We start from the raw sequence: 17,954 nt of genomic DNA on the forward strand, positions 1-17,954 counted from the left end.
AACTCCTACTCAATATTCATTCTGCTGACCTGCCATGCTGAGCGTGCATAAAAAACCTGATTATTCAGTTCAGGCATGCTGTCATAGGGGTACACAATGAATAAGGGACCTTTATCACGGACGCGAATGTATTTTTCGTTGATTTTTACAGCAAGGATAACATTATATTTTTTGAAATCACTGAGTGGGATAACCGTGGTGTAGTCATTGAGCGCGGTGACCTTAACCACAGAACCTTTCGCGCCAACATAATCCATCAGCTTTTGCAGTGGAATACCCGTAAAGGTAGTGCGTCCATTATACCAGGGCGAGGTGGTCTGGAAACTGACCATGCCCAGTTTCTCAAGGCTGGCAATATCAAAAACGGCTTTCCCGTCTTCATTTGTATTTTCTATATTACCGGACAACGTTAAAAGGGCTTTACCGGCAGGTTTAGAAAGTTCACCCGCCCAGAGCTGTGTGGAGACGACAAAGCTTAACAACATAACAATTAATCGCATTTTAACCTCGCCTGCCGACCGGATGTAAACGAATTATAATTTAGTTATAATGCTATTTACATATGCTGCCTGGATATTATTGGTGCAGTAAACCCATTCACATTTTAAATCATCAAAATCAACAGGTTAGCCATCACTCCATTTTTATACTAATTAATAGCTCAGACAATGTCCGCCTGCCACCATGCAGGCCAAAAAAAAACCGAAACCCCGCTCATAAAATGAGCAGGATTTCGGCACACGTTCAGCCTGGAGCGCTTTAGACTTTAAGCAGCTTTACCGTTTCTTCGATGTCTATCTCATCTTCCGAGAAGATCAGCGTCGTACCCTGGAAAGTAGTGATGGCCAGCTTTTTCAGCGAACGCATTTCGCCAGGCTTGACGTCTGACTTCGGCTTAATGCTGTTCATCAGCGCGCCCACGGACAGCACCGCATTTTCTTTATCAATGCGGGTTTCAACCGGCACTTCTTCGCTATACACCACCCAGGACTTGATCGCCGTGAGTTTCAGGCGCTCACCCGCGATATAGATGTATTTGCTGTCGGGCACCACTTTCACCGCATAGGCAGACAGGCCTTTGTTGTTAGTGGTCGGCTCGAAGGTCACCGCCGCGTCTTTCTTGATCAGCTCAGGATTAGCAACCTTAATCACATGAAAATAGCGGTTATCGCCGTTTTCATCTTTGATAAATCCAAAGCCTTTATCTTTAAACCACGTTGTGATTGTTCCGTTCATTGCTGTTTCCGCCTGATTAAAACGTCATACTCGTAAAATTTGCGCGCAGTGTAAAACATCGGCCACGTCTTTGGCTACTCGTTGCCCCAGCGGTTGAGGAACCCGGCGATATCATCGATACGCTGTACGTCGATCCCGGCCACGGTTGCCATCTCCTGCTGCGCGTCTTCGCCGATCTCTTCGTTGTTCATCAAACGGACGATCAGCTGCTGGAAGTAGTGCGCCAGCGCGTCGCGTTCTGCGTCGCTAACCTGCTTTGCGGCCTCGGTCGCGTACTCGTCGGCGATATCATAATATTTTAGCGGAATGTCGTTGTTCATCAGGTGCTCCGGGGTGAATGCGTGTGCCAGCAGTTGTCTGCCGCGTCTGGGGTGAATGATAGCATTCTTATTTCACCGTTAGCGATCTGTTTTATTGACTGCAATATGTTTCATATATCCGCAGGTAAAATAGTGTAGTAACGCAGGGACAATCAGATTATTTTAAGTCTAACACTCTCAATAATTCGAGTTGTACGAAGGTGATAAGTGGTCATCCAACGATGAGGCTATTGCGGAAATATCAATAGAACACCAGTAATGAAAGATTGCATTGTTATTATATCAAAATACACGAGAGAATTATCGGGTTACCTTATAGGAGTTAACGTGGTTAATATAAATAACGATTCCTCTGTAGGCCTGATAAGCGAAGCGCCATCAGGCCGTGGCTCGCAGCCTCTCGTTGCCGGATGACGGGCAAGCGCTGTATCCGGCCCGTACACAACTACGCATGTCAGAGATACTGTTTTTTCCCTAACAGATCTCGATTGTAGTTGCACTCCGGTAAAGATTTCATTTCCGGAGAGGCGTCTTTACTCAGATCAACAATTCGAACGTCGTTATTGTCATTACTAATTTCGTACGTATGACCTTTATTAGCAAGGAACGAACCTGAATAGGTTTGTCCCAGGTCGATACCATGCATGCTGCGCTCTTCCCGCTTCCACCATACTTTATAGGTGAACCCAGGTTGGATGGTATATTCCTGATAGCTTTTGGCCGCAAAATCAGCGGAAGGCGGCGCAATGCCATTAACAGCCTTAGAGGTTCTAACTTTAATACCAACAATGGCAACTTTCGATGTTATTCCATACGCTTTTTCTGACTTCCAACAGTTCCCGGCAGGGATCTGTTTTTCTATTCTGTACGGCGTAGGTTGCAACGTATTTTCAACACGTATGTAAGCCGCATCACTGCCGGTATAATCGGGTAGCGTATCAGAAAAATCAACGCTACATCCCGTCAGAACCATGGTCGTTAATAAAATACTTAAGCCTTTAATCATTCGTCATACTCCCTGTTTTTTGAGTACTTCTCTGTCAGTCCTGCAGAAATATACCGACTACAGATTATCGGCAGTAGCCGAAAAATAATTAATTATGATATCACCAGCAATAAGGGTCAGCGATTGGCCCAATCCCATCGCTAGTCGCCCATTTGCCCACATTCATCTTCTGGACAACACTCCAGGATGACACCACTGACCCAACACGTGGAGCAAACACCATGAACATCACGCAAATCCGTAATGCCACACTGCACATCACCTTTGGCGGCAAGACCTTCCTCGTTGATCCAATGCTGGCCCCGAAAGGTGCGTATCCGGGTTTTGCCGGAACGGCGCGCGCAGAGATCCGCAATCCGACCGTGGAGCTGCCCGTTGACATCGACACCCTGCTTAACGTCGATGCGCTGATCGTCACCCATCTGCATGAAGATCACTGGGACGAGGTTGCCGCGCGCGTTGTGCCGAAAGACAAGCCGATCTACGTACAAAATGATCAGGATGCGCAGGTGCTGCGAGGACAGGGGTTCACCCAACTGAGCGTATTGACAGAAAATACCGCGCTGGGGGACATCACCCTGCGTAAAACCGGCGGCCAGCACGGGTCGGATCGCGCCTACGCCGTGCCGCAAATGGCAGAACGCCTGGGTGACGCCTGCGGAGTTATCTTCCAGCATGCAGCAGAAAAAACGCTGTATCTGGTTGGCGATACTATCTGGCGCGATGAGGTAGAGGCCAATATGCAGACCTTCCAGCCTGATGTCGTGATACTGAACGCCGGTTTTGCCCACGTCATCGGCTTTGGGCCGATCATTATGGGCGCGGAAGATGTGCTAAAAACCCACTTTGTGCTGCCTGAAGCGCAGATTGTGGCGACCCATATGGAGGCCATTAACCACTGCCTGCTGACGCGCGCGGCGCTAAAAGAATATGCGTTCGACAACCAGATTGCGCAATTCGTCAACGTGCCTGAAGATGGGGAAACCCTGACCTTTTAATGCCAACAGAGGAATCGTATGCGCCCGCTTACCGTCGCCATTGTCGCCGTGGAAGATTTCAGCCCGTTTCATTTTTCGGTGCCGTGCATAGTTTTCAGTGACAAAATGGCGGCGAAAAAGCACTTTGAGGTGCAGATATGTGCCGAAAAGCCCGGTATCGTCTCTTCGCAGGATGGCTTCTCCGTCACCGCCTCTCACGGTTATGAGGCGGTGACGGCAGCCGATATTGTGGTGGTCCCCTACTGGGGCACTACCGGGCATCGCCCGCCGCAGGGTCTGCTCAATGCCCTCAATTGCGCGCGGCAAAACGGCGCACAGATTGTCGGGCTGTGTCTGGGCGCGTTTGTCCTCGGCTACGCGGGCCTGTTAGACGGAAAGCGGGCCGCGACGCACTGGGAATTTGAGCAAGATTTTCAGACGCGCTTCCCGGCGGCGCGTCTGGATGTCAACGCCCTGTACGTTGATGACGACGGTATTATTACCTCGGCTGGTACCGCCGCTGCACTGGATTGCTGCTTGTACGTCATCCGCCAGCACTTTGGCAGCACGGTAGCGAACCAGATTGCCCGACGGATGATTGTGCCACCGCACCGCGAAGGGGGACAGGCGCAGTTTATTGAGCAGCCGGTGGCGAAAAATACCCAGGATCAGCGCATTAACACCCTGCTCGATTATTTACGCCAGCACCTCCACGAGCATCATAACCTCGACACGCTGGCGCAGCGGGTGATGATGAGCCGTCGCACCCTAACCCGCCATTTTATGAAGGCCACCGGGTCAAGCGTGGCTGAATGGCTTATTACCGAGCGCCTGCGACGCAGCCAGGAGCTGCTGGAGTCCAGTTCGTTGCCCGTCGAACGTATTGCTGAACAGGTCGGTTTTCTCTCTCCGGTCACCTGGCGCCAGCATTTTAAAGCCCACTTCGGCGTCAGCCCGGCTGAATGGCGCAAGACCTTCCGCGGCGTAGCGTAAACAGGCTCAGCCTCTTTTTTGCGCCAGCCACACCGTATGCCCGGTGCACTGTGGGTCTTCCATGATCACGTCAATAACCTCAAAGCCGTGCGCGGACAACAATGCACGGTATTCGTCGGGCGCAAGGCTTGCATGAAACAGCGGCTCACCTTCAAATTGCCCCATTGCGATGCCGTTTCCGGTACCGCTGGTGAACATCAGCGCGCTGCCGGGATGACTGAGCTGGTCAAAGATCGGGAACATCCGGTGTTGGTCCTGCTGGGGTAAATGGAAAAAGCTGTCCCACGCAATCAGGCCATCAAAGGTGTCATCAAAGGTGTCATCAAGCGCGAGCTCGCGCATATCCTGCTCCAGCCAGCACTGGTCGGGAAAAGATTGCCGGGCGCGCGCCAGCATCGCCGCGGAACCATCCACTCCAGTTAGGTGAAAGCCTTGCCGGATAAAATACCCGGCAATCGGCTGACCGTTCCCACAGCCGATATCCACAATACTGCCCTTCCCGCCCAGTACCGCGATGAACTTATCCAGCCACGGTTTTTCAAACAGCGTGCGTGAACGCTGGCTGGCAAAGGCATCAGCATGGCGTCGGTAGATAGACAGAATGTTCTGGGCCGCAGAGTCGCTCACGATTTCCTCACTGTTTTACTCGTTCTGCCATCATGTTAAGCATAAAGACGCCATGCCCGCTATCACGCGTCACTGGCCCTGGAATGCGCCTCGCAGAACCCAACCACAAATACGCCAAAACCCTACGTGCTGTGGCATGATAGCGCGTAGATAACGTAATGAAGGGTGAAGAATGTGAAACCGGTAACGCTATACGATGTGGCAGACCATGCAGGTGTCTCTTACCAGACCGTCTCGCGCGTCGTGAATCAGGCCAGCCACGTTTCCGCCAAAACCCGTCAGAAAGTTGAGGCCGCGATGGCGGAGCTCAATTACATCCCCAACCGCGTTGCCCAGCAGTTGGCCGGTAAACAAACGCCATTGATTGGCGTGGCGACGGCGAACCTTGCCCTGCACGCGCCCTCGCAAATCGTTGCGGCTATAAAATCCCGTGCCGACCAGTCCGGGGCCAGCGTGGTGATCGCCATGGTCGAGCGTAGCGGCGTAGACGCCTGCAAAGCTGCGGTGCATAACCTGCTCTCCCAGCGGGTGACCGGGCTTATCATCAACTATCCGCTGGATGAAGACGACGCAATTGCCGTCGCCGCCGCCTGCGGTACGGTACCGGTGCTGTTTCTGGACGTCTCTGACCAGTCGCCGGTTAACAGCGTGATTTTCTCCCATGATGACGGCGCACGCCTCGGCGTTGAGCACCTGGTCCAGCACGGGCATCAGCGTATCGCCCTGCTGGCCGGACCGCACAGCTCAGTCTCGGCGCGGTTACGGCATGCGGGCTGGCATAAGTATCTGACGCACTATCAGCAGCAACCCGTCGCGGAACTGGAAGGCGACTGGAGCGCAATGTCCGGCTTTACACAAACCATGCAGATGCTGAACGACGGCGTCATCCCGACCGCCATGCTGGTTGCCAACGATCAAATGGCGCTGGGCGCGATGCGGGCCATCAGCGAGTCCGGCCTGCGGGTGGCGACCGATATCTCGGTGATTGGCTACGACGATACCGAAGACAGCTCCTGTTATATCCCGCCACTCACGACCATCAAGCAGGATTTTCCGACGCTCGGGCAAACCAGCGTCGATAAACTGCTGCAGCTTTCACAGGGGGGTGAGAGCCTCGGCAATCAACTCCTGCCGGTGACGCTGGTCGAGCGTAAAACGGTGCTGCCCCCGAACAGACAACAGGCAACGCCGCAGGCGCTGGCGGAGTCGCTGATGCAGCTGGCACGTCAGGTTTCTCGGCTGTAACGTCTCCACAGCGAGCGCTCACATCTGCTGTTACTGAGCTGAATTACTGTGAGTCAGCTCACTGATTACCCACCCCATCCTTTACAGGATAATCTCAATCCTCGTATGTTCAGTTAAATTGTGAGCGGATAACAAATTTACACAGGATACTGCCATGACCCTGAACACGGATTCACTCGCCGCCGTACTGGCACGTCGCGACTGGGAAAACCCCGGCGTCACTCAGCTTAATCGTCTTGAAGCGCACCCGCCGTTTTGCAGCTGGCGTTCTGCGCAGGACGCCCATAACAACCAGCGTTCGGCACAGTTACAGTCACTGAACGGTGAGTGGAAGTTTGCCTGGTTTGCCTCACCTGAAGCGGTGCCGGAAAGCTGGCTTGCGGGCGATTTGCCGCAGGCCGATAGCGTAACCGTACCGTCTAACTGGCAAATGGACGGTTACGACGCGCCGATCTACTCCAACATTACCTACCCGTTCCCGGTCAATCCACCGCACGTTCCAACGGAGAATCCGACAGGATGTTACTCGCTCACATTCAAAGTGGATGCCGCGTGGCGACAGACGGGACAGACGCGCATTATTTTTGACGGCGTGAACTCAGCGTTTCATCTGTGGTGCAATGGCCGCTGGGTCGGCTACGGGCAGGACAGCCGCCTGCCGTCCGAGTTTGATCTCAGTGATTTCCTGAGCGACGGCGAAAACCGTCTGGCGGTGATGGTGCTGCGCTGGAGCGACGGCAGCTATCTGGAAGATCAGGACATGTGGCGCATGAGCGGTATCTTCCGCGACGTCTCGCTGCTGCATAAGCCGGACACGCAGATCCGCGACCTGCGTATCCACACCCGTTTTAACGATGATTTCAGCCGCGCGGTGCTGGAAGCCGACGTCAGAATGGCGGGCGAGCCGCACGATGATTTACGCGTGACGCTGCAACTGTGGCAAGGCGATACGCTGACCGGTGAAGCCACTTCGCCTTTTGGTAGTGAGATTATTGATGAGCGCGGCGCGTATGCCGATCGTACCACTCTGCGCCTGAACGTTGAACGTCCGGCGCTGTGGAGTGCTGAAACCCCGAATCTGTACCGCGCGGTAGTGCTGCTACATACCGCCGACGGCACGTTGATTGAAGCCGAAGCCTGCGACGTTGGCTTCCGCCAGGTCAGCATTGAAAACGGTCTGCTGTTGCTCAATGGGCAGCCGCTGCTGATCCGCGGCGCCAACCGTCATGAACATCACCCACAAAACGGTCAGGTGATGGATGAAGAAACGATGGTGCAGGACATCGTCCTGATGAAGCAAAACAACTTTAACGCCGTGCGCTGCTCGCATTATCCAAACCATCCGTTGTGGTACACCTTGTGCGACCGCTACGGCCTGTACGTGGTGGATGAAGCCAATATCGAAACCCACGGCATGGTGCCGATGAACCGCCTGAGCGATGACCCCACCTGGCTACCGGCGATGAGCCAGCGCGTGACGCGCATGGTGCAGCGCGACCGCAACCATCCGAGCATTATTATCTGGTCACTGGGCAACGAATCCGGGCACGGCGCAAATCACGACGCTCTCTACCGTTGGCTGAAATCCGAAGACCCGTCCCGCCCGGTGCAGTACGAAGGCGGCGGGGCGGATACCGCTGCGACCGACATTATTTGCCCAATGTATGCCCGCGTTGACCAGGACCAACCCTTCCCGGCGGTACCGAAATGGTCTATCAAAAAATGGCTGTCGATGCCCGGCGAGCAGCGCCCGCTGATCCTCTGCGAATACGCTCACGCGATGGGGAACAGCCTCGGCGGTTACGCCAAATACTGGCAGGCGTTCCGTCAGTATCCGCGCCTGCAGGGTGGGTTTGTCTGGGACTGGGTCGATCAGTCGCTGACAAAATATGACGACAACGGCAACCCGTGGTCAGCCTACGGCGGCGATTTTGGCGACACGCCGAATGACCGTCAGTTCTGCATAGACGGGCTGGTGTTTGCCGATCGCACACCGCATCCGTCCCTGTATGAAGCCAAACACGCGCAGCAGTTTTTCCAGTTTACGCTGTTGTCAGGCAACGAGCGCCAGATTGAAGTGCGCAGCGAATACTTGTTCCGCCGCAGCGATAACGAAATCCTGCACTGGTCTCTCGCTCAGGACGGCAATCTGCTGGCCACCGGCGAGGTCACGCTGGATATCGCCCCACAGGGTTGTCAGCGGGTTACCCTGCCGGACCTCCCCATGCCGGACACCGCCGGTCATCTGTGGCTGACAGTGCGCGTGGAACAACCTCAGGCCACCACATGGTCAGACGCCGGGCATATCAGCGCCTGGCAGCAATGGAAGCTGGAAGAGAAACTCAGCCTGACGTTTCCCCCACGCGCCAGCGCCGCGCCACAGCTCACCGTCAGTGACGATACATTTGCGGTGACCGTCAGCGATAAACGTTGGGAATTCTGCCGCCAGTCGGGCCTACTGACGCAATACTGGATCGGCGGTGATACGCAGCTGTTAAGCCCGCTCATTGACCAGTTCACCCGTGCGCCGCTGGATAACGACATTGGCGTCAGCGAAGTGACGCGCATCGACCCTAACGCCTGGGTCGAACGCTGGAAAGCCGCCGGCCACTATCGCGCAGAGCCTCAGCGGGTGTTGTGCGAAGCCGAATCCCTGTCGGAAAGCGTGCTGATTACCACCGCGCACGCCTGGCAGTATCAGGGCGAAACGCTGTTTATCAGCCGCAAGTCCTACCGTATCGACGGCCATGGCAAGATGCATATCACGGTGGATGTCGATGTCGCCAACGGAACGCCGCACCCGGCACGTATCGGCCTCTGTTGCCAGCTGGCGCAGGTTGCCGAACGCGTAAACTGGTTAGGTCTCGGCCCGCATGAGAACTACCCGGATCGCCTGAGCGCGGCCTGTTTTGACCGTTGGGATCTGTCGCTGGATGAGATGTACACCCCTTACGTCTTCCCGAGCGAAAACGGCCTGCGCTGCGGTACGCACGAGCTGCGCTACGGGGCACATCAGTGGTGTGGTGACTTCCAGTTCAACATCAGCCGCTACAGCCAAAAACAGTTAATGGAAACCAGCCATCGCCATCTGCTGTCGCCGGAGGCGGGAACCTGGCTCAATATTGACGGCTTCCATATGGGCGTCGGCGGGGATGATTCGTGGAGCCCTTCCGTTTCCCCGGAGTTTCTGCTGAGCGCAGGGCGTTATCACTACCAGGTTATCTGGGGCTAAACATATTGCCGGATGGCGCGACACGTATCCGACCTACAGGGCATATATTTCCAGCCTTTGGACGGGTACTACTGGTTTAAGTTATGCGGGAAAAAACCGCTTTTATACCGCTATGGTAAAACAGGATGGTAAGCCAGGTCGTAATATGAGCAGAAAGACAAAGATGGTAATGGCGCTACTTATCAGCGTATTACTTTCAGGATGTGGCAGCATTAATGCACGCACGGAAGATGGGGATTCTAATACCTATTACGTCGGTACTCAGAGCGACATTGCGAAAATAAAAAATCCGGGCAGTTATGATTTTAACTATTTCGATTTAGCGCTGTTATTTGTCGATGTGCCGTTATCTTTTGTTGCCGATACGCTATATACGCCGTTTGATTATTATCACGGACCGTATAAGAAAACGCATTAAATCGTAGGCCCGGTAAGCATCGCGCTACCGGGCCGTTTAACGGGGATTATTCTTCGATTGCCTGGCGGATTTGCTGCAACGACGCGGGATCGTCGATGGTGGTCAGATCGCCGGGATCGCGGCCTTCACAGATCGCCTGGATCGTACGCCTCAGCATCTTGCCCGATCGCGTCTTCGGCAGTTGTGACACAAACCAGACATGTGCCGGACGGCCAAAGTTACCAATCTGGCTGTCCACCAGCGCCATAATCGCCTTCTCTTCTGAATGCGCAATGTCGCGGTCTTCCAGACTGTCACTCTGTTTCGGGATAACAAACGCCACCGCCACCTGCCCTTTCAGCGCATCTTTCACGCCGACCACCGCCACTTCCGCGACGTTCGGATAGCTGGAAATACTCTCCTCTATCTCACGGGTGCCTAGCCGGTGTCCGGCCACGTTTATCACATCATCGGTGCGGCCTAAGATGAAGTAATAGCCGTCGGCGTCGCGGATCCCCCAGTCGAAGGTGGCGTAAACCTGGCGGGAGAACAGCGACCAGTAGGTGTTCACAAACCGTTCGTCATCGCCCCAGATGGTCTGAATACAGCCCGGTGGCAGCGGCCCTTCAATCACCAGCATACCCTTTTCGTTCGCTTCGCAGGGTTCACCGGTCACTTCGTTGAGCAACTGCACGTTGTAGCCATACATCGGCACACCGGGGCTGCCCAGACGCGACGGCCTGTCGTCCACGCCACGGGCAATTGCCATAATCGGCCAACCGGATTCAGTCTGCCAGTAGTTGTCGATCACCGGCACGCCCAGCGTTTGGGTTACCCAACTCGCAGTCGGTTCATCCAGCGGCTCGCCCGCCAGATACAGCACCTCCAGCGAGGAGAGATCGTGATTGCGGATCTGCGCGGTCGGGAACTTCTTCAGCACGCGAATGGCGGTCGGCGCAGAGAACATTCTGCTGACCTGATATTTTTCGACAATCTTCCACCACACGCCGCAGTCCGGGTACGTCGGCAGCCCTTCGTACACCACCGTCGCCATCCCCGCCAGCAGCGGGGCATAAACGATGTAGGAGTGTCCGACCACCCAGCCGATATCCGAGGCACAGAAGAACACGCCGCCCGCTTTGCCGCCAAAGATGGTCTCCATCGACGTCGCCAGCGCCACCGCATAGCCGCCAACGTCACGCTGCACGCCCTTCGGCTTGCCGGTCGTACCGGAGGTGTAGAGTATGCAGGAGGTTTCGTTCGACTCCAGCCACACCACCGGCACGCGCGCCCCAAGATGCTGCTGGCGCAGCGCGGCAAAATCGAGATCGCGCCCCTCGACCCGCGCCATTTTCGCCAGCCCACGATCGACCAGTACCACGTGGTGCGGCTGATGCTGCGCCTGGTCAATAGCCTCATCGAGCAGCTTTTTATACGGCAGGATCTTGCCCCCGCGCGCCCCGGCATCCGCCGACACGATGACCTTCGGTCGGGCATCGTCGATTCGCGCCGCCACGCTGTGCGAGGCGAAGCCGCCGAACACCACCGAGTGGATCGCGCCAATGCGTGCACAGGCCAGCAGTGTAATGTGTGCCTCGGCGATCATCGGCATATATACCAGCACCCGATCGCCACGCTGCACGCCCAGCGACAGCAGCATAGCGGCCGTCACGTTGACTTCGTCATACAGCTGACGAAAGGTAAACGTGCGCTCTTCTTCGGTTTCCGAGGAAACAGCAATCAGCGCCAGCGCATCGGGCTGCTTCTCCAGCCAGCGGTCGATGGCGTTATGGCACAGATTGGTCGTCCCACCGCAAAACCAGCGCGCAAACGGCGGATGGCTATGGTCCAGCACCTGAGTGAACGGCTGCTGCCAGTCAATACGCTGGGCCTGCTCGGCCCAGAATGACTCAGGTTGAGTGATAGATCGTTGATAAAACTCGCTAAAAGACATAATGCTCTCCTGTTGAACTTACGCCTAATGAGTCAGGTTTTAGATAATGAACAAATCCATGTACTCATTAACCGGCATCTGTTCCAGGCGAGTTCTGTCCAGGGAAACATCCAGAATGCGCTGTTGTTGGCGGGTCGGGAACTGGCGCGCCAGGTTGATTTTGAATTTCTCAACCAGCTTCGGCATGCCGTCAGTCCGACGACGCGCGTGGCCGATCGGGTATTCCACCACCTCTTCGTCAAAACGGGAGCCGTCGGTAAACTCCAGGGTGATAGCGTTGGCGATGGCGCGTTTTTCCGGGTTGTGATAATCGGCGGTAAAGGCCGGATCTTCGAAGCAGTTAATCTTCTCTCGCAGCGCGTCGATGCGTTTATCCTGCGCCACACCGTCTTCATAATCAGCCGCCGTCAGGCGTCCGAACAGCAGCGGGACCGCCACCATGTACTGGATGCAGTGGTCGCGATCCGCCGGGTTATCCAGCGGGCCTTTTTTGTCGATGATGCGAATGCAGGCTTCGTGTGTACGAATCGTCACTTTTTCGATATCGGCAGCCGTCTTACCGGCAGCCAGCAGTTTTTCATGCAGCGTCATGGCGGCTTCTACTGCGGTCTGGGAGTGGAACTCAGCCGGGAAGGAGATTTTAAACAGCACGTTTTCCATCACGTAAGAGCCGTACGGACGCTGGAAGCGGAACGCTTCTCCTTTGAAGGAGACATCATAGAAGCCCCAGGTTTTCGCCGTCAGCGCAGACGGATACCCCATCTCGCCGGTTTTGGCCATCAGCGCCAGACGCACCGCCCGGGATGTGGCATCCCCCGCCGCCCAGGATTTACGCGTACCGGTATTCGGCGCATGACGATAGGTTCGCAGCGACTGTCCGTCGACCCACGCCAGCGAAACCGCGTTGAGGATCTCATCGCGGGTCAGTCCCAGCATCTCGGCGACTACGGCGGTCGAGGCCACTTTCACCAGCAGAACGTGGTCCAGGCCGACGCGGTTAAAGGAGTTTTCCAGCGCGATACAGCCCTGAATTTCATGGGCCTTGATCATACCGGTCAGCACGGTTTTCATCGTCAGCGGCGCTTTAGCCGCGGCTACCGCATTGCGCGACAGCCAGTCAGCGGTAGCCAAAATCCCGCCAAGGTTATCGGAAGGATGGCCCCATTCCGCGGCAAGCCAGGTGTCGTTGAAGTCCAGCCAGCGGATCATCGCGCCAATGTTAAACGCTGCCTGCACCGGGTCGAGCTGAAACTGGGTGCCCGGCACGCGAACACCGTTCGGCACCACCGTCCCCGGGACAATCGGCCCCAGCAGTTTTTTACAGGCCGGATATTCCAGCGCTTCCAGCCCGCAGCCGAGGGTGTCGAGCAGACAATAATGGGCGGTGTCATACGCCACCGTCGAGGTGATGGCGTAATTCATCACGTAATCAACGATATCAACGATTTCACGGTCAAATTCAGGGCGAACATTCGAAATATGAGCGGACATAGGGTACGTTTCCTGTTTTTATCTTTAGAGGTTTTGCATTAGCAACGCTTTTCAATAGCGACAAATACGCGATCTTCCGGGCCGGTGTAGTTGGCGGAAGGCCGGATGATTTTATTATCCTGGCGCTGTTCAATGATGTGCGCCGCCCAGCCGGTGACGCGGGCGATGACAAACAGCGGGGTGAACATTTCGGTCGGGACGCCCATCATGTTGTAGGAAACCGCCGAGAACCAGTCGAGGTTCGGGAACATCTTTTTGGTATCCCACATCACGGCTTCCAGACGGTCGGCGATGTTGTACATTTTCAGCGAACCGCCTTCCTGGGAAAGCTGCTTCGCCACGCGCTTGATCACCTGATGCCGCGGGTCAGCAAGGGTGTATACCGGGTGACCAAAGCCAATCACCACTTCTTTGTTTTCTACACGTTTACGGATATCAGCTTCGGCTTCATCCGGGGTTTCGTAGCGCTGCTGAATTTCCAGCGACACTTCGTTGGCCCCGCCGTGTTTCGGACCGCGTAGCGCGCCAATGGCGCCGATAATCGCGGAATACATATCCGATCCGGTTCCCGCAATCACCCGTCCGGTAAAGGTTGAGGCATTGAATTCGTGTTCGGCATACAGCACCAGCGAGATGTGCATCGCTTTTTCCCAACTGGCCGACGGTTTTTCGCCGTGCAGCAGGTGCAGGAAATGACCGCCAATGGAATCGTCATCGGTTTCCGGTTGGATACGCTCACCGTTGTGGCTGTAGTGATACCAGTACAGCAGGATCGAGCTGAGCGAGGCCAACAGTTTATCGGCAATGTCGCGCGCGCCGGAGACGGTATGCCCCTCTTTTTCCGGCAGCGTGCAGCCCAGCGCAGAAACGCCGGTACGCATCACGTCCATCGGGTGTGAAGCGGCAGGCAACGCTTCCAGAACGGTACGCACGTTTGCCGGGAGGCCACGCAGCGCTTTTAATTTAACCTTGTAGGCGTTGAGTTCATCGCGGGTGGGTAATTTTCCGTGGATCAGCAGGTGCGCCACTTCTTCAAATTCGCACTGTTGCGCGAGGTCGAGAATATCGTAGCCACGATAGTGTAAATCGTTACCGCTTTTACCTACGGTGCACAGGGCGGTATTGCCGGCGGTCACGCCGGACAGCGCGACCGATTTTTTCGGCTTAATAACATTCGTACTATTTTGCAGGATCGTTGTGTCGCTCATGTTGTCCTCGTTATTTTTATATATAGGGTATTGAGGGTATGCATCGCGTCGTACGTTGTAGGCCGGATAAACGTAGTGCCATCCGGCATTGCCTGATGGCGGCTGCGCCTTATCAGGCCTACGGCTTCGTGGCGTACAACGCGTCGAGTTTCTCTTCGAACTGGTAGTAGTTGATGCTTTCGTACAGCTCGTTGCGCGTCTGCATGATGTCGATAACGTTCTTCTGCGTGCCTTCCTGGCGCAGCACGTTGTACACCTGCTCGGCGGCACGGTTCATGGCGCGAAATGCCGACAGCGGATACAGCGCCATTGCCACGTTCGCACTGCGCAACTCATCGGTGGTGAACAACGGCGTTGCGCCAAATTCAGTAATGTTGGCAAGGATCGGTACCTGCACGGCATCGGCAAATTGGCGGTACATTGCCAGCTCCGTAATGGCTTCCGGGAACAGCATGTCAGCACCTGCTTCGACATACGCCTGCGCACGATCGATAGCGGCATCTAACCCTTCCACCGCCAGCGCATCGGTTCGCGCCATGATGACAAAGTTCGGATCGGTACGCGCATCCACCGCCGCACGGATCCTGTCAACCATCTCTTCTTTAGAGACGATCGCCTTGTTCGGACGATGCCCACAGCGCTTGGCGCCGATCTGATCTTCAATGTGCAGCGCAGCGGCCCCGGCTTTGGAAATCGATTTCACAGTGCGTGCCACGTTAAACGCGGATGATCCGAACCCAATATCGGCATCCACCAGCAGCGGCAGCGGGCAGACATCGGTGATACGGCGGATATCGGTCAGTACATCATCGAGGGTAGAGATGCCGAGATCCGGTAACCCTAGCGACCCGGCAGCCACGCCACCGCCAGAGAGATAAATCGCCTGATACCCAGCGCGCTGGGCCAGCAGAGCGTGGTTCGCATTGATGGTGCCAACAATTTGTAATGGATTTTCTTTAGTGAGCGCAGCGCGAAACGCCAGCCCCGGAGAGTGCAGAGACATATCCCATCCTCTTGTTATCAACTTGTTATCGTTCGTTGATTAACCTAAAGCAAGGGGTATGCCAACGCCTTTATTGAGTGCGTTATTTTTACTTACCTATTTTAAAACAATTAATTACAATTTTACTCTGCATTTTTGTCGCACAAAAGCGTGTCAGCACACGTTTCATGAAACCGGCCTGAACGTTTCATTGCAACATTTATGAAACACAACTAAACCCAATATTCGGTTCTTTAATTTTGGGGTTAGCGATGGCTGAGACACATCTTCCACCACGCATGAATGACGACAAACCGGTTATCTGGACGGTCTCCGTCACGCGCCTGTTCGACCTGTTTCGCGACATCAGCCTGGAGTTTGATCACCTCGCAACCATTACCCCAATTCAGTTGGGTTTTGAAAAAGCGGTGGCCTATATCCGCAAGAAGCTCGCCAGCGAACGTTGCGATGCCATCATCGCCGCAGGTTCCAACGGCGCGTATCTGAAAAGCCGCCTGTCGATTCCGGTGATCCTGATAAAACCCAGTGGATTCGACGTGCTACAGGCGCTGGCGAAAGCCGGGAAGCTAACCTCGTCGATTGGCGTCGTCACCTATCAGGAAACACTGCCCGCATTAACCGCCTTTCAAAAGACGTTCAATTTGCGCCTGGAGCAGCGCAGCTATATCACCGAAGAGGATGCGCGCGGGCAGATCAACGAGCTGAAAGCCGGCGGAACGCAAGCGGTGGTTGGCGCGGGCTTGATTACCGATCTGGCGGAAGAAGCGGGGATGACCGGGATCTTTATCTATTCGGCGGCCACCGTACGTCAGGCCTTTAGCGATGCGCTGGATATGACCCGCCTGACGCTCCGACGCAACGGGCAATACGCCAGCGGCGATACGCTACGCACCCGCTATACGCTGGGTGATATGCGCGGTCATTCGCCGCAGATGGAGCAGGTTCGCCACACCATCATGCTGTACGCCCGCTCGCGCGCACCGGTGCTGATTCAGGGTGAAACCGGGACGGGGAAAGAGCTGGCGGCGCAGGCGATTCATCGGGAATATTTCACCCGTCAGGACTCTCGACGTGGCAAGCCCTCAGCGCCATTTGTCGCCGTTAACTGCGGGGCTATTACCGAATCATTGTTGGAAGCGGAGCTGTTTGGCTATGAAGATGGCGCGTTTACCGGCTCTCGTCGGGGCGGTCGCGCGGGCCTGTTTGAAATTGCCCACGGCGGGACGCTGTTTCTCGACGAGATCGGTGAAATGCCGCTGCCGTTACAGACCCGACTGCTGCGCGTGCTGGAAGAAAAAGAGGTCACTCGGGTGGGCGGGCATCAGCCGATCACGGTCGATGTGCGGGTGATCAGCGCCACCCACTGTCATCTCGAGCAGGAGATGAAACAGGGCCAGTTTCGAACCGATCTGTTTTATCGCCTGAGCATTCTGCGCCTCTCACTGCCGCCACTGCGCGAGCGCCTGCCCGATATCCTGCCGCTGGCAGAGGGATTTTTAAAACAGTCACTGGCGGAACTCGACGCGCCGTTTTCTGATACGGTGCGTAAGGGACTCGGGCTGAGCCAGCAGACGCTGCTCAATTATGGCTGGCCGGGGAATATTCGCGAGCTGCGTAATATGATGGAGCGTCTGGCGCTGTTTTTGAGCGTGGAACCGCAACCTGAACTGAACATCCATTTTTTGCAGCAGTTGTTACCGGAGCTAGCCGTTACCTCCGAAGCTCCTCAGGTGGCATCATCACTGACACCGCAGCAGGTGCTGGCGCAATGTAATGGCGATAAAACCGCAGCCGCACGGTATTTAGGTATCAGTAGAACCACATTCTGGCGGCGATTAAAACAATAACCCGCCGGTCCGATGACCTGCGGGTTGTTTGTCTTTCAGTTCAGCGCGTTATTTTTTCTTGTAAATATTAGCCGTGCCATGGATTTTATTGTCCGTTTGACCGGAGGTTAATACCAGGACGTCTGCGCCTTTCTCATCGGCTTTCTTAATCAGGTCTGCTTTAGCGTCTGCGGCAGACATTTCGTTGCTGGTAGAAATCGTGCCAATCTTGGTGTACTGAGACTCAACCTTATCAAAATCGACCTTCATCATCAGTTCCGCGGCATAGGCGTTGGAAACGACAAAAGCTAACGCACCAATAAGTACTTTAATTCCAGTTTTCATATAAAAGCTCCAAGTTTTTTATATATGCCATCATCGTAATCTCAGAACGGATAACTTGTTCAGATTGATTAAATAATTAGTTGATGTTCAGAAA

16 protein-coding genes are annotated in these 17,954 nt (G+C 55.1%); 6 read left to right on the plus strand and 10 right to left on the minus strand.

The features are described 5' to 3' along the window. Positions 1-5: 5 nt before the first annotated feature. The 4 genes from FDW98_RS03880 to FDW98_RS03895 form a co-directional block, all read right to left on the minus strand. A complete protein-coding gene (locus FDW98_RS03880; RefSeq protein WP_096758142.1) occupies positions 6-500 on the minus strand; it encodes a molybdopterin-dependent oxidoreductase in 495 nt (164 codons plus the stop codon). 259 nt (positions 501-759) lie between these two features. After that, positions 760-1,236, minus strand: coding sequence for a cold-shock protein (locus tag FDW98_RS03885; RefSeq protein ID WP_096758143.1), 477 nt, complete (start codon positions 1,234-1,236; stop codon positions 760-762). 74 nt (positions 1,237-1,310) lie between these two features. Next, entirely contained in the window at positions 1,311-1,556 is a 246-nt protein-coding gene (locus FDW98_RS03890) for a DUF2543 family protein (protein WP_096758144.1), read from the minus strand. 454 nt (positions 1,557-2,010) lie between these two features. Then, positions 2,011-2,562: a hypothetical protein gene (locus FDW98_RS03895; RefSeq protein ID WP_096758145.1), complete on the minus strand. Its 552-nt coding sequence runs from the start codon at positions 2,560-2,562 to the stop codon at positions 2,011-2,013. Between the two features lie 221 nt (positions 2,563-2,783). Here FDW98_RS03895 and FDW98_RS03900 point away from each other — a divergent pair, with 221 nt between their 5' ends. After that, entirely contained in the window at positions 2,784-3,560 is a 777-nt protein-coding gene (locus FDW98_RS03900) for an MBL fold metallo-hydrolase (protein ID WP_096758146.1), read from the plus strand. A gap of 18 nt (positions 3,561-3,578) precedes the next feature. Then, a complete protein-coding gene (locus FDW98_RS03905) occupies positions 3,579-4,532 on the plus strand; it encodes a GlxA family transcriptional regulator (protein WP_096758147.1) in 954 nt (317 codons plus the stop codon). Between the two features lie 6 nt (positions 4,533-4,538). Here FDW98_RS03905 and FDW98_RS03910 read toward each other — a convergent pair whose 3' ends face one another. Continuing rightward, complete coding sequence (locus FDW98_RS03910) at positions 4,539-5,159, minus strand: class I SAM-dependent methyltransferase (RefSeq protein ID WP_096758148.1); 621 nt, start codon at positions 5,157-5,159, stop codon at positions 4,539-4,541. A 165-nt stretch (positions 5,160-5,324) separates the two neighbouring features. Here FDW98_RS03910 and FDW98_RS03915 point away from each other — a divergent pair, with 165 nt between their 5' ends. The 3 genes from FDW98_RS03915 (at position 5,325) to FDW98_RS03925 (ending at position 10,054) form a co-directional block, all read left to right on the plus strand. Next, entirely contained in the window at positions 5,325-6,404 is a 1,080-nt protein-coding gene (locus FDW98_RS03915; protein ID WP_137398736.1) for a LacI family DNA-binding transcriptional regulator, read from the plus strand. Positions 6,405-6,558: 154 nt separating this feature from the next. Next, positions 6,559-9,636, plus strand: a complete 3,078-nt coding sequence (locus FDW98_RS03920) for a beta-galactosidase (protein WP_096758150.1) — start codon at positions 6,559-6,561, stop codon at positions 9,634-9,636. A 145-nt stretch (positions 9,637-9,781) separates the two neighbouring features. Continuing rightward, positions 9,782-10,054 (plus strand): YceK/YidQ family lipoprotein, encoded by a 273-nt coding sequence (locus FDW98_RS03925; RefSeq protein WP_096758151.1) that lies wholly within the window; start codon positions 9,782-9,784, stop codon positions 10,052-10,054. Between the two features lie 46 nt (positions 10,055-10,100). On the opposite strand, the gene prpE is transcribed toward FDW98_RS03925, so the two are convergent. The 4 genes from prpE to prpB all read right to left on the minus strand — a co-directional run bounded on the left by prpE (position 10,101) and on the right by prpB (position 15,689). Further along, positions 10,101-11,987, minus strand: a complete 1,887-nt coding sequence (gene prpE, locus FDW98_RS03930; RefSeq protein ID WP_096758152.1) for a propionate--CoA ligase — start codon at positions 11,985-11,987, stop codon at positions 10,101-10,103. Positions 11,988-12,026: 39 nt separating this feature from the next. Beyond that, positions 12,027-13,478, minus strand: coding sequence for a bifunctional 2-methylcitrate dehydratase/aconitate hydratase (locus FDW98_RS03935; protein WP_096758153.1), 1,452 nt, complete (start codon positions 13,476-13,478; stop codon positions 12,027-12,029). Positions 13,479-13,516: 38 nt separating this feature from the next. After that, complete coding sequence (gene prpC / locus FDW98_RS03940) at positions 13,517-14,686, minus strand: 2-methylcitrate synthase (RefSeq protein WP_096758154.1); 1,170 nt, start codon at positions 14,684-14,686, stop codon at positions 13,517-13,519. A gap of 118 nt (positions 14,687-14,804) precedes the next feature. Next, on the minus strand, positions 14,805-15,689 hold the full coding sequence (gene prpB / locus FDW98_RS03945; RefSeq protein WP_096758155.1) for a methylisocitrate lyase: 885 nt from the start codon (positions 15,687-15,689) through the stop codon (positions 14,805-14,807). A gap of 251 nt (positions 15,690-15,940) precedes the next feature. On the opposite strand from prpB, the gene prpR reads away from it, so the two are divergent. Continuing rightward, on the plus strand, positions 15,941-17,536 hold the full coding sequence (gene prpR / locus FDW98_RS03950) for a propionate catabolism operon regulatory protein PrpR (protein ID WP_096758156.1): 1,596 nt from the start codon (positions 15,941-15,943) through the stop codon (positions 17,534-17,536). A gap of 48 nt (positions 17,537-17,584) precedes the next feature. Here the strand turns inward: prpR and yahO are convergent, their stop codons facing one another. Continuing rightward, positions 17,585-17,860, minus strand: a complete 276-nt coding sequence (yahO, locus tag FDW98_RS03955) for a DUF1471 family periplasmic protein YahO (protein WP_096758157.1) — start codon at positions 17,858-17,860, stop codon at positions 17,585-17,587. Positions 17,861-17,954: the final 94 nt, after the last annotated feature.

This window comes from Citrobacter sp. wls711 (assembly GCF_005281055.1).
GTDB classification, from domain to species: Bacteria; Pseudomonadota; Gammaproteobacteria; order Enterobacterales; family Enterobacteriaceae; genus Citrobacter; species Citrobacter gillenii.

Excerpts from the sequence above, each read along its gene's own strand:
- FDW98_RS03925 (WP_096758151.1), top strand. The coding sequence starts at position 9,782 with ATGAGCAGAAAGACAAAGATGGTAATGGCGCTACTTATCAGCGTATTA.
- prpC (WP_096758154.1), bottom strand. The coding sequence starts at position 14,686 with ATGAGCGACACAACGATCCTGCAAAATAGTACGAATGTTATTAAGCCG.
- prpR (WP_096758156.1), top strand. The coding sequence starts at position 15,941 with ATGGCTGAGACACATCTTCCACCACGCATGAATGACGACAAACCGGTT.
- FDW98_RS03905 (WP_096758147.1), top strand. The coding sequence starts at position 3,579 with ATGCGCCCGCTTACCGTCGCCATTGTCGCCGTGGAAGATTTCAGCCCG.
- FDW98_RS03920 (WP_096758150.1), top strand. The coding sequence starts at position 6,559 with ATGACCCTGAACACGGATTCACTCGCCGCCGTACTGGCACGTCGCGAC.
- FDW98_RS03900 (WP_096758146.1), top strand. The coding sequence starts at position 2,784 with ATGAACATCACGCAAATCCGTAATGCCACACTGCACATCACCTTTGGC.
- FDW98_RS03890 (WP_096758144.1), bottom strand. The coding sequence starts at position 1,556 with ATGAACAACGACATTCCGCTAAAATATTATGATATCGCCGACGAGTAC.
- prpE (WP_096758152.1), bottom strand. The coding sequence starts at position 11,987 with ATGTCTTTTAGCGAGTTTTATCAACGATCTATCACTCAACCTGAGTCA.
- FDW98_RS03935 (WP_096758153.1), bottom strand. The coding sequence starts at position 13,478 with ATGTCCGCTCATATTTCGAATGTTCGCCCTGAATTTGACCGTGAAATC.
- yahO (WP_096758157.1), bottom strand. The coding sequence starts at position 17,860 with ATGAAAACTGGAATTAAAGTACTTATTGGTGCGTTAGCTTTTGTCGTT.
- FDW98_RS03880 (WP_096758142.1), bottom strand. The coding sequence starts at position 500 with ATGCGATTAATTGTTATGTTGTTAAGCTTTGTCGTCTCCACACAGCTC.
- FDW98_RS03895 (WP_096758145.1), bottom strand. The coding sequence starts at position 2,562 with ATGATTAAAGGCTTAAGTATTTTATTAACGACCATGGTTCTGACGGGA.
- FDW98_RS03885 (WP_096758143.1), bottom strand. The coding sequence starts at position 1,236 with ATGAACGGAACAATCACAACGTGGTTTAAAGATAAAGGCTTTGGATTT.
- prpB (WP_096758155.1), bottom strand. The coding sequence starts at position 15,689 with ATGTCTCTGCACTCTCCGGGGCTGGCGTTTCGCGCTGCGCTCACTAAA.